The 12,888-nt window shown below is 57.2% G+C and carries 4 protein-coding genes; all 4 read left to right on the forward strand.

Features of this window, described 5'->3' with window-relative positions:
- Positions 1–6: 6 nt before the first annotated feature.
- The 4 genes from HKD40_RS17250 to HKD40_RS17265 all read left to right on the forward strand — a co-directional run bounded on the left by HKD40_RS17250 (position 7) and on the right by HKD40_RS17265 (position 12,382).
- Positions 7–1,358 (forward strand): IS3 family transposase gene (locus HKD40_RS17250; protein ID WP_169197012.1). Its coding sequence is split into 2 segments (ribosomal slippage): positions 7–343 and positions 343–1,358, totalling 1,353 coding nucleotides; the frame shifts between segments, so codons are not numbered across the junction.
- Positions 1,359–1,585: 227 nt separating this feature from the next.
- Positions 1,586–2,020: a helix-turn-helix domain-containing protein gene (locus HKD40_RS17255; RefSeq protein WP_210257155.1), complete on the forward strand. Its 435-nt coding sequence runs from the start codon at positions 1,586–1,588 to the stop codon at positions 2,018–2,020.
- Positions 2,021–2,449: 429 nt separating this feature from the next.
- A complete protein-coding gene (locus tag HKD40_RS17260; RefSeq protein ID WP_169197013.1) occupies positions 2,450–10,900 on the forward strand; it encodes a glucoamylase family protein in 8,451 nt (2,816 codons plus the stop codon).
- A 130-nt stretch (positions 10,901–11,030) separates the two neighbouring features.
- Positions 11,031–12,382 (forward strand): IS3 family transposase gene (locus HKD40_RS17265; RefSeq protein ID WP_169197014.1). Its coding sequence is split into 2 segments (ribosomal slippage): positions 11,031–11,367 and positions 11,367–12,382, totalling 1,353 coding nucleotides; the frame shifts between segments, so codons are not numbered across the junction.
- Positions 12,383–12,888 lie beyond the last annotated feature (506 nt).

The following is a 12,888-nucleotide window of genomic DNA, read 5'->3' on the forward strand; positions in this document are numbered from 1 at the left end:
CCCAGAATGACGACGAAAACAACGAAGACGAAATCATCCGCAGAGCAGGTTGTGAAGGACATTCGCCGCGCGACACGACGACACTTTTCCGCCGAGGACAAGATCCGGATCGTGCTCGACGGATTGCGTGGCGAGGACAGCATTGCTGAGCTGTGCCGACGTGAAGGCATCGCCCAGAGCGTCTATTACTCTTGGTCAAAGGAGTTCATGGAAGCTGGCAAGCGACGTTTGGCTGGTGACACAACTCGTGCCGCCACCAATGATGAGGTTCGGGATTTACGCAGGGAAGCAAGCGCGCTCAAGGAATGCGTTGCGGATCTGACGCTCGAGAACCGCCTGCTTAAAAAAAGCATGATCGGGGATGGGGAGGATATCGAATGAGATATCCAGCCTCAGAAAAGCTCGAGATTATCCGACTGGTTGAGCAATCGCATCTCCCCACCAAACAGACGCTGGACCGGTTGGGTATTCCGCGGCGAACCTTTTATCGTTGGTACGATCGCTACTTGAACGGTGGCCCTGAGGCGCTGGAGGATCAATCCTCGGCACCAAGCCGGGTCTGGAACCGTATCCCGACCGGTATCCAAGACCAAGTCATCGAGATGGCTCTGGAGCACTCCGAGCTGAGCCCGCGCGCACTGGCGGTTCGCTTCACCGATGAGAGGGGCTATTTTATCTCAGAAGCCAGCGTTTACAGGCTTCTCAAGGCCCATGATCTCATCACCAGCCCCGCTTACGTAGTGATCAAGGCGGCCAATGAGTTCCACACCAAGACCAGCCGTCCCAACCAGATGTGGCAGACCGATTTTACCTATTTCAAGATCATCGGCTGGGGCTGGATGTATCTCTCCACGGTGCTGGACGATTACTCCCGCTACATCATTGCCTGGAAACTGTGCACGACCATGCGGGCTCAGGATGTCACCGACACTCTGGACTTGGCATTAGCAGCTTCAGGGTGTGATCAGGCGCATGTGCGGCACCGGCCGCGCTTGCTGAGTGACAATGGCCCCAGCTACATCGCCCAGGATCTAGCCGACTATATCGCAGCCAATGACATGGAGCATGTGCGAGGCGCGCCGCTTCATCCCCAGACACAGGGCAAGATCGAGCGCTGGCACCAGACGCTCAAGAACCGCATTCTACTCGAGAACTACTTCATGCCCGGTGACCTCGAAAGCCAGATCGAGGCCTTCGTTGAGCACTACAATCATAAGCGCTATCACGAAAGCCTCGACAATGTGACACCCGCAGATGCCTACTTCGGCAGAGCACCTGCCATCATCAAAAGGCGTGAAAACATCAAGCGCAAAACAATCCAGCATCGACGCTTGATGCACCATAGGCTTGCCGCATAACATCAACCGAACGACGAGCAGTGCTCTCCGCTAATTAAAGCGCAAATCTGAGCCAAAACATCTGACGACGGACAAATGATTTACGACAGACTGACCGAGCTGGCCGGTTGCACCGCTGACAAGGATCATGACACACTCCTCAGAACCTGATCCGAGGGTAGGACCTTCGCCGTTAGGAAGAACTATCAAGTTGTATAGTCGTCTTGGCCCTTCGCTAGAGAACCGAAATGTCCCGCGTTATGCATCAGATGGAGGTTGAGCCTGAAGAGCACGATCTGTGCAAGAAGGCCTTTGTTCTGTCCATTCGCGACGCACTTAATGTCGTCAGTGGCAAGTGGAAGCTAGCAATCGTTTGCACTTTACTGAGCGGTACCAAGGGCTTCGCCGATATTGAGCGCCTCTTGGCCACCATCTCCCCCCGCATGCTCTCGCGCGAATTGCGCGAGTTGGAACTGAACGGCGCTATTGCCCGCTCCGGCGCGGAGGGAAGTATAGGCAAGTATGAGCTCACCCCATCCGGCAAAAAGCTGGAGGAAGTGGTCACTTTGCTTGCCCGCTGGGGGCAGGAGCATCGCGCCAGCGAGGCAAGCGCTAAAGATGCGGCGACTGATAAGCCACTGGCATCAAGTGAACCATTGAGAAAAATCGCACAAGCGCGCTGATCGGCACGACTGAGCGCCCTCCATTCTGCTGCCGCCATGCCGCACAGGACCGCAACCATGTTCCGCATCTGAGCGTTTGATCAGAAAGGGAGCAATTTGGCTTTTAGTGCCGTCCCGAAATCTGTGCAGGACCACTTGTAAACCCGACAATTCTGTCCGGGCAGCGAGTGTGACGGTAATGCTGCGAACGTCTCGCTGCAATTCGAACGCCACATGGGAATAAAGATTCCTCCAGACGATCCGGGTTTGGACGATGCTGCTCCTCCTCGCTTTTGCGCTCGGAGCCGCAGGGATTTCGCCTGCACTGAATTAAGCGCTGATCGGTAGGAACACCGCAAACCATTTCAGCGCGGAATTGCTTGACGCCTAGCTTCTCACCCCCGGCGCATTTTCCGCCGGGCGCGGTCGTTTTTTCGAGGTGACGTGCGTATGACTAGGCACAAATTCGCTAATCCGTGGGACGACGCTGCGCCGGTGCGCGAGGAATTATTCGGCATCGAGCGACTGGAACAGCACGCTCGCAGTCTGGCGGCAGCTCAAAGCATTACTTCGCGTCCGCCGTCCGTTTTCTCTTTGCATAGACGGCTGAAACAGAACGCGTCCGTATTATTGGCCGCCTATCGCAGCAGCGCACATGAGATCGAAAGTGACCGCGCCGTAGTACCGGCCGCAGAGTGGCTGCTGGACAATTACCATCTCGTCGACGAGCAAATCCGCGAAATCCATGATGATCTCCCGCCGAATTACTACCGCCAGCTTCCCAAATTAGCCGATGGCCCCTTTGCTGGCTATCCCCGCATTTTTGGCCTGACGTGGGCCTTCGTCGCGCATACAGACAGTCACTTCGATCCCGCGTCCCTGACGCGCTTTATTGCGGCATATCAACAGGTCCAGCCACTCACGATTGGTGAACTCTGGGCTGTCGCGATCACATTGCGCATCGTCCTGGTCGAGAACCTGCGGCGCCTTGCGGATCAGATCACGGTGGGACGCAGTGCTCGACTGGAAGCGGATGCCTTGGCTGACTCGCTGCTCGCCGAGGACACCAAAGGATCATCTGCGGTCCGCATGCCGAGTGCTGAGCTGTCGGAGTTGTTCGCAGCGCAGTTGGCCAAACGTTTGCGTGACCGCGATCCTAGGACCACGCCTAGTCTTGGCTGGCTCGAAGATCAATTGGCACGCCAAGGCAGTACGATTGAAACAGTTGTGCAGCATGCCCAGCAGCGCCAGGGCGCTTCCAATGTCACTATTCGGAATATCATCACCAGCATGCGGCTGATTTCCGATATCGACTGGGGGGAGCTTGTCGAAAGCGTCAGTCTCGTCGATGCATGCCTGTCTGATGGTAGCGACTTCGCTCAGATGGATTTCGCGTCACGCGATCTCTATCGCAGCGCAATCGAACTATTGGCGCGAGGCTCGACATTCACCGAACTCGAGATCGCTCAGGCCGCTTTGGCGCTCGCGAAAGATGCAGCCGAACAAGCAGGCTCTCCGACAGAAGCGGATCGGCTGGGCGATCCGGGATATCATCTGATTGATCACGGTCGCCGGGCGCTTGAACGCGCTATCGGATTTCGTCCGAATGCTCAGCTCCACTTTGGCCGGACGATGGGGACGATGGGCATAGGCGGCTATGTCTTTGCCATTTCTGCAGTAACACTCGCGCTTGTTGCCTCACTCGGCTGGATAATGTCGGCCTCCGCAGTGCCTTCAATGCTGCTCTTTGCATTCTTAGTTCTGGCAATTGTGCCAGCGAGCGAAGTTGCAGCAGCGGTTGTCAATCGCACGGTTAGTGTCGGCGTTAGTGCGGCAAGGCTTCCAGGTTTGGAACTCGCCGCTGGCATTCCGAGCGAATTGCGGACACTTGTTGTCGTGCCCACAATGTTGATCGACCAAGCCCAGTTGCTCCAAGACATCGAGCAGCTTGAAGTTCACTATCTGTCTGGCGCTGGTGGAGACATCAGTTTTGCCCTCCTGACAGACGGTCTCGATGCAGAAACTGAAGCTGTTGAAGGCGATGAAGCGCTGTTGGATATCGGCCAACAGGCTATCTCTGCCTTGAACACGCGTCACGGTCCGGGTCCCGCTGGCGATCGCTTTTTGCTCCTCCACCGCGCTAGGCGATTTAACGTGGGCGAGGGCCTTTGGATGGGCTGGGAGCGCAAGCGCGGCAAGCTCACAGAACTCAACTGGCTTTTGCGCGGCGCAGGCGACACCAGTTTCGGCACGCCCCACGTGCCGGCGGATGTCCGCTATGTGATCACCCTCGACGCGGATACCAAATTGCCTCGCGAAGCGACTGTGCGGCTTGTCGGTAAAATGGCTCACCCGCTCAATAGGCCGCGCTTGAATGCTCGTGGAGACCGGGTTGTGGATGGTTACGCGATTATCCAGCCGCGCGTCGCCACGTCGTTGCCGATTGGTCAAGACAGTTCATTGTACCAGCGGGTGTTTTCGGCGCCTGGGGGGATCGATCCTTATGCGGCGGCGGTCTCGGATGTGTATCAAGATCTCTTTGGCGAGGGGTCCTACACCGGTAAGGGCATTTATGACGTCGATGGGTTCGAGGCAGCGTTGGCTCGACGCATTCCGGAAAACACCATGCTTAGCCATGATCTGTTCGAGGGCATTTATGCCAGAGCGGGCCTGAGCTCCGACGTCGAAGTCGTCGACGATTTCCCGACCCGTTATGATGTCGCTGTGCGGCGACAGCATCGTTGGACCCGCGGCGACTGGCAACTGCTGCCTTGGCTGGTTAGGGATGGCAAGCTCCCCACTATCGGGCGCTGGAAAATGCTGGACAACCTGAGGCGATCACTGGTTGCGCCGACGGCGTTATTTGCCTTGTTCCTTGCCTGCCTGATGACGGAGCCAGCGAATGCAATTGCGAGTGCCGCAATCCTTTTGGCCCTGATCATTCCAGCCTTTGTGCCAATTCTCTTCTCGATCTTGCCGCACAGTCCTGGGTTACAACTGCGCTCGCATCTGTTCGGCCTCGCACGAGATTTCAAGTTGGCAGCGCTGCAGGTTGGACTGGGCCTGGCCTTTCTTCCTGATCAAGCGTGGCGCAACGGCGATGCAATCGTGCGCACGCTGTTCCGGCTGACCGTCTCACGTAAACACCTGCTCGAATGGACAACGGCGGCAAGTGCGGGCCAGCGCGCGCGATTGACGTTGCTCGGGTTTTATCGCGACATGGCGAAAGGAACAGCTCTGGCCATATTGCTGTTCGCGGGAGCGATGGCGATTACGCCCACCTCTTTGCCGATAGCGCTGCCTTTGGTGTTGCTGTGGCTTGCCGCACCGGCCATCGCATTTTGGACCAGCCGGTCCCCGGCAACACGCCCAGATCGAGACTTGGGTTCGAGTGATGCCAGATATTTACGGCTGATCGCGCGGCAAACTTGGCGGTATTTTGAGACCTACGTCACGCCGCTGGAGAATATGCTGCCACCGGACAATTTCCAAGAAACACCGGTGCCCAGCGTCGCGCATCGCACATCTCCCACTAATATTGGGCTCTACCTGCTGTCCGCCGTGGCTGCGCGCGATTTTGGCTGGACCGGTACTCTCGAAACCATCGACCGGCTGGAGAAAACCTTCGCGACGCTCGGCCAGATGCGGCGTTTCAACGGGCATTTTTTCAACTGGTATGACACGCGCGATCTGCGTGTCCTTGACCCGGCCTATGTCTCTTCGGTCGACAGCGGCAATCTCGCCGGGCATCTCATTGCGCTTGCCAATGCCTGCGCCGAATGGGCCGAAAGTGCGCCTTTAGACACGAGACAGGGACTTATGGACAATGTGGTGCTCGCCCGGAAGGCGCTGGCATCATCACCGAGCCCGTCAGACCCAACAATTTCTTCCGTACTGGACGAAATCCAAGCGCAGCTGGAGACGCAACAGTCCTTCGATACACTGCTCCCAACCCTGCTCCGGCTATCAGAAAAAGGGCTCAAGCTGGTGTCGTTGCGATCCTCGGTCACTGACATTGGAGCGCCTAGTGATCTCGCCTATTGGGTATCAGCGTTCAATCGGCGCATTGTTGACGCCACGCGCGACCGGCGCGCTTTGCAGACTGATCCTAAAGCGTTCCACGCCCGGCTGATCGCACTGGAGACTATCGCTCGCAGCATCGCTCTCGATATGGATTTCGCTTTTCTCCTCGATCCAGACAGGAAACTGCTTTCCATCGGATTTTCGCTTGCTGACAATAGGCTAGACCTGAATTGCTATGATCTTCTGGCGTCAGAAGCCCGCCTTGCCAGCCTGTTCGCAATCGCTAAGGGTGATGTCTCTACCCGACACTGGTTGCGGCTCGGGCGCACGGCAACGCCGTTGGGCAATGGCTCGGCATTGATCTCCTGGTCGGGGTCTATGTTCGAATACCTGATGCCCTCGCTGGTCATGCGTGCGCCAGCGGAAAGTCTCCTCGACGCCACCAATCGACTGGTCGTCGCGCGTCAGGAGGCCTATGGCCGCGCCCGCAACGTGCCCTGGGGCATTTCCGAGTCGGCATACAATGTCCGCGACTACGAGTTCACCTATCAGTATTCCAATTTTGGAGTGCCGGGGCTCGGCCTTAAGCGTGGCCTGTCGAGCAATATGGTCATTGCCCCCTATGCGACGGGTCTGGCTGCAATGGTTGACCCACGAGCCGCAATCGAGAATTTCCGGCGCATTGAACGCATGGGCGCACGTGGCACTCATGGCTTCTACGAAGCGCTTGATTTTACGCGTTCCCGACTGCCGGACGATGATGATTTGGCGATAGTTCGAAGCTACATGGCGCATCACCAAGGGATGACGATTACTGCCATTGCCAATGTGCTGAGCGATGGCATCATGCGCGCACGCTTTCATCGTGAACCCATGATCAAGGCGAGCGAGCTTCTGCTCTCCGAGCGCGTGCCACGGGACGTTGCCATTGCCCGGCCACGCGCTGAAGAAATCAAGGCAGCCTCCGAACTGTCGGTAAACATGAGCCCAGTGGTGCGCAAACTTGCACTGCCATATCATGGGGCCCCAATTACGCATTTACTGTCCAACGGCCGCTATACCGTGATGCTGACTGCCTCCGGTAGCGGTTACAGCCGCTGGCGAGACATCGCCATCACTCGTTGGCGCGAAGATGTGACCCGCGATGACTGTGGCGCCTTCGTGTTTTGCAAAGACCTACGTACAGGCTTGGTCTTCTCAGCGACGCAGCAGCCGATGAACGACAGTGCTGAGGCATCAGTCGAATTTGGCGAGGACCACGCTCAATTTCGCCGCCACGACCAAACAATGACAACTGAAATGGACGTCCTTGTGTCTGGCGAAGACGACAGCGAGGTGCGGCTGGTTTGTTTCACCAATAGCGGGCGTCGCCCTCGTGACATAGAAGTGACCTCCTATGCCGAGCTTGTCTTAGCCGCAGCGGTCACAGACGATGCGCACCCGGCCTTCGCCAAGATGTTTGTTCAAACGGAATATCTGTCCGAGTTTGGTGCTCTCGTCGCGACGCGGCGGCGACGGTCGCCGAGTGAACCTGAAATCTGGGCGGCTCATTTCGCCGTGGTTGAGGGTGAAGTGCTGTCCGACCCACAATATGAAACTGACCGCTCCCGTTTCCTGGGGCGCAACCGCTCTCTGGGTGATGCGGCGGCGATCCACGACAACCAAGGGCTATCCGGCACCTTAGGGCCTGTGCTCGACCCCGTGTTCGCACTGCGTCGACAGCTGCGCATTCCGCCGGGCAAAGTCGCGAAAATCGCCTTCTGGACTGTTGTCGCGTCCTCGCGTGTTGAATTGCTTGAACTGATCGACAAGCACCACGACCGGAGCGCCTACGAACGGGCCAGAACCCTCGCCTGGACCCAGGCACAAGTACAACTACACCATCTCGACGTATCTCTGGAGGAGGCAGCTGACTTCCAACGTCTCGCAGCACCCATCCTCTATGCCGATCCGGTTTTCCGACCCTCTTCAGATGCAATTATGGCAGGGGCAGGCCCCCAATCGGGACTTTGGCCGCACGGCATCTCGGGCGATTTGCCAATTGTGTTGCTGCGCATTGACGCCTTGGAAGACATGCCTCAGTTGCGCCAGATGTTGCGGGCGCACGAGTATTGGCGGATTAAACGGTTGGCCGTTGATCTTGTTATCATCAACGAGCGCGGCTCTTCCTATGTCCAGGACTTGCAAAACGCCATCGAAGCGGCCCTACGGTCCAGCCAGTCCAGACCTCGCTATAACAACACCCCCGCGCAGGGTAACGTCTACTTACTGCGTGCCGATCTTTTGGGGCTTGAAACGCGCAATTTGCTCCAGGCGAGCGCGCGTGTGGTGTTCCTCGCGCGGATGGGATCCATCGCAGACCAAATTGCAAACAAGGCGAGCAAAACTCCACCGCTTAATGTGAAGCCTTTCATGCCCGCGCAGGCCTCCTCAGCAGAGACGGTCGCTCTGCTCGACGACCTCGAATTTTTCAACGGTCTTGGCGGGTTCGCTAACAATGGAACGGAATATGTGACCGCGCTCGACAATGGCGCTACGACGCCTGCACCTTGGATTAACGTCGTCGCCAATGAGGGTTTCGGCTTCCAAGTTTCCAGTGAAGGCAGCTTTTACACTTGGGCTGGTAATAGCCGTGAAAATCAGATCACGCCTTGGTCAAACGATCCCGTTAGCGATCCCGTTGGCGAAGCGATCTACATAAAGGACGAAGTGTCCGGTGCTCTTTGGAGCCCGACCGCGCGGCCGATTAGAAACAAGGGACGCTATCTCGCTCGCCACGGCTACGGCTATTCCCGCTTTAGCCATCAGGCTTATGGCATCGAAAGCGAGCTCGTCGCATATGTTCCGCTTGTCGATCCAGTGCGGATTTCCCGCATGACTTTGACCAACAGATCCCAGCGCGTCCGACGCCTGTCGATCACCAGCTACACTGAATTTGTGCTCGGCACTCAGCGCGGCGCGACCGCGCCTTTCCTCCTGACCAAAATCGATGCGGAGACTGGCGCTATCTTTGCCACCAACAAATGGGCGACCGCCTTTGGTGGCCGTGTCGCATTTACCGATCTGGGCGGTCGCCAGACGGCCTCCACTGCAGACCGCACCGAATTCCTTGGACGCAATGGCAGCACGGCGTCGGCCGCTGCCCTCTCGAGCCAGACAGGCCTTAGCGGGACAGCTGGCGCGGGCCACGACCCCTGCGCGGCGCTACAAACCAGCATCGAACTTGCGGTTGGAGAGAGCATCGAGATTGTCTGCCTACTCGGCCAAGCTGGAACAGAAGAGGAGGCGCGGCAGCTGATCGAGCGCTATCGCAGCGCTGATCTCGATGGCGTCTTGGCCGAGGTTGCCGCACACTGGCACTCCATTCTCGGGGCTGTTCAGGTGAGAACGCCCGACCGGGCGATGGACATCATGCTCAATGGCTGGCTGCTGTACCAGACGCTGGCCTGTCGCATCACCGCGCGTTCGGCCTTCTACCAGGCCAGTGGTGCCTATGGTTTCCGTGACCAGTTGCAAGATGGAATGGCGCTCTCGCTTGTCCGTCCGCAAGATAGTCGTCATCACATATTGCGCGCTGCTGGCCGCCAATTCATTGATGGCGATGTCCAGCATTGGTGGCTACCGCATTCTGGCCAAGGCGTGCGCACCCGCATTTCCGATGACTGCGTCTGGCTTGCATTCTCCGCCGCTACCTATGCTATCTCGACCGGCGATGCGGATATTTTCGATGAGCTTGTTCCCTTTATCGAAGGCCCAAAACTGGCCGAGGGCGAACACGACAACTTTTTCCAACCTATGATCTCGGAGCGTTCGGCATCCTTGTTCGAACACTGCGCGCTCGGCCTAGATTTAGCGATCAAATTGACCGGTCAGCATGGCCTACCACTCATGGGCACCGGCGATTGGAACGACGGGATGAACCGCGTCGGAGAAGACGGAAGAGGCGAAAGCGTCTGGCTCGGCTGGCTTCTTATTCGCGCTCTGGATCTCCTGATGCCGTATGCCGACATCCGCGATCCCAAAAGGGCCAAACGCTGGCGACTGCACAGCACCAAACTCAAGGCCGCTCTCGAGCGTGAAGCATGGGATGGGGCATGGTATCGGCGTGCAACCTTCGATGACGGCTTTTGGCTAGGGTCGCAATCCAGCGACGAATGCAGGATCGACTCCATTGCCCAGTCTTGGGCTGTGCTGTCGGGAGGCGGCGATCCCATTCGCGCCAGCGTCGCTATGAGCTCCCTCGATCGACACCTCATCCGTCCGGACCTGGGCTTAGCGCTGCTTTTCACTCCACCCTTCGACCTGACGCCGCGCGATCCCGGCTATATCAAGGGATATCCGCCCGGACTTCGCGAAAACGGTGGCCAATATAGCCACGCCGCAATGTGGGCCATTCTGGCCTTCGCCAAACTGGGCCAGGGGAAAAAGGCGTTCGATCTCTTCGCGCTGGTGAACCCCATAAACCATGCGCTAACCCCAGAAGCAGTCGCCCTTTACAAGGTTGAACCATATGTCTTGGCAGCCGATGTTTATTCGGTGGCGCCGCACACGGGGCGAGGCGGTTGGACGTGGTACACGGGTTCTGCCGGTTGGATGTACCGTGCCGGTATCGAAGGCATTCTCGGCATCAGCCGCGAAGGCAACACGCTTATCATCAACCCTTGTCTTCCTGCTGATTGGCCTGGCTTTTCCGCCGAGCTGACCGTGGCTGGCACGCAATATGAGATCACCGTGCACAATCGCGGCGGTGATGCAGATAGCTTACCCAACGCAGTTCTCGATGGGGTTGCACTCGCCCCTCAAGGCAAGGTCGTCCAGCTACGACTGGACGGGGGGACGCACACCTTATCCATCACCCTCCGGCCAGTGCCCAGATAGTCGCGTCCGTGGCGCGGCTATCGCAAGGGTGGCGTTAAAGGTCCCTGTTCGACATCAGCACCTGTGTCTCAGAATTGGGTTTGCGATTTAAGGAGAGTTCTGGTCTCGTCTGAGTGACGAAAGACCCAGAATGACAACAAAAGTAACAAAGACGAAGCAATCCGCAGAGCAGGTGGTGAAGGACATTCGCCGCGCAACGCGACGACACTTTTCCGCCGAGGACAAGATCCGGATTGTGCTCGACGGATTGCGTGGCGAGGACAGCATTACTGAGCTGTGCCGGCGTGAAGGCATCGCCCAGAGTGTCTATTACTCTTGGTCGAAAGAGTTCTTAGAAGCTGGCAAACGGCGTTTGGCTGGTGACACAGCCCGTGCCGCTACCAGTGATGAGGTTCGGGATTTGCGCCGAGAGGCGAGCGCGCTCAAGGAATGCGTTGCGGATCTAACGCTAGAAAACCGCTTGCTTAAAAAAAGCATGATCGCGGATGGGGAAGATATCGAATGAGATATCCCGCCTCCGAAAAGCTCGAGATTATCCGGCTGGTTGAACAGTCTCATCTCCCAACCAAACAGACGCTGGATCGACTGGGCATCCCACGACGGACCTTTTATCGTTGGTACGATCGTTACTGCGATGGTGGCCCTGAGGCGTTGAAAGATCGATCCTCAGCGCCAAGCCGGGTCTGGAACCGTATCCCTGAGCAAATCCAGCAGCACATCGTCGATCTGGCGTTAGAGCAGCCTGATCTGAGCCCTAGGGAGCTTGCGGTTCGCTTCACCGATGAGAGAGACTATTTTATCTCAGAAGCCAGCGTTTACCGGCTTCTCAAGGCCCATGACCTGATCACCAGCCCCGCCTATGTGGTGATCAAGGCGGCCAATGAGTTCCACACCAAGACCAGCCGTCCCAACCAGATGTGGCAGACCGACTTTACCTATTTCAAGATCATCGGCTGGGGTTGGATGTATCTTTCCACGGTGCTGGATGACTATTCCCGCTATATCATCGCATGGAAACTGTGCACGACCATGCGGGCTCAGGACGTCACCGAGACGCTGGACATGGCGTTGGCCGTTTCAGGGTGCGATCAGGCCAGTGTCCGACATAGACCTCGCCTGCTGAGCGATAATGGCCCCAGCTACATCGCCCAGGATCTGGCCGACTATATCGCCGCCAACGGCATGGACCATGTTCGAGGCGCGCCACTTCATCCCCAGACCCAGGGTAAGATCGAGCGATGGCATCAGACTCTGAAGAACCGCATTCTACTCGAAAACTACTTCCTGCCCGGTGATCTCGAAAGCCAAGTCGAGGCCTTCGTTGAGCACTACAATCATAGGCGCTATCACGAGAGCCTCCAAAATGTGACACCCGCAGACGCCTACTTCGGCAGAGCACCTGCCATCATCAAAAAGCGTGAAAACATCAAACGCAAAACAATCCAACATCGACGCTTGATGCACCATAGGCTTGCCGCATAAAATGAACCGAACGACGAGCAGTTCTCTCCACTAATCAAAGCGCCAATCTGAGCCAAACCATCTGACGACGGACAGCCAGTTCACATGGCCCATGACGCTGGTCATGTTGCCAAGCAGATAGTTTTCCGTAGCCAACTGTCCGGACCTAAATTGGAATAGGAACGGAGCTGCTAACAGAGAGAAAGCGGTAGCAGCGACGGCAGCTAGGACATTCACCCACAACTCTAACTTAAGTTCCCATCCCCCCAGAAAGGTCAGCATGCCAATTGCAGCTGAAACGACGACAACATTCCTGATTGAAGGATAGAATTTGCGCGTCGCAATTACGAATTCGCAATCCTCCAAGGAGAAACGATGATTTTGGCAGGGTATCGTCATTTCATCGGCCTGAACCGCGCCGGGTTTGCCGGAAGCTGATTTCGGTTAGTTACGCGGCCATGGCGTCAGTTTCCAGAGCGGCGTAGAAGTTGACCTCGGCCTCTGCGGGCGGGATGTTCCCGATCGGC

The sequence above is a fragment of the Devosia sp. MC1541 genome, assembly GCF_012847305.1.
Classification (GTDB): Bacteria; Pseudomonadota; Alphaproteobacteria; order Rhizobiales; family Devosiaceae; genus Devosia.

Bases quoted from the DNA above. Each gene is read 5' to 3' on its own strand.
- HKD40_RS17255 (WP_210257155.1), top strand. From the start codon at position 1,586: ATGTCCCGCGTTATGCATCAGATGGAGGTTGAGCCTGAAGAGCACGAT.
- HKD40_RS17260 (WP_169197013.1), top strand. From the start codon at position 2,450: ATGACTAGGCACAAATTCGCTAATCCGTGGGACGACGCTGCGCCGGTG.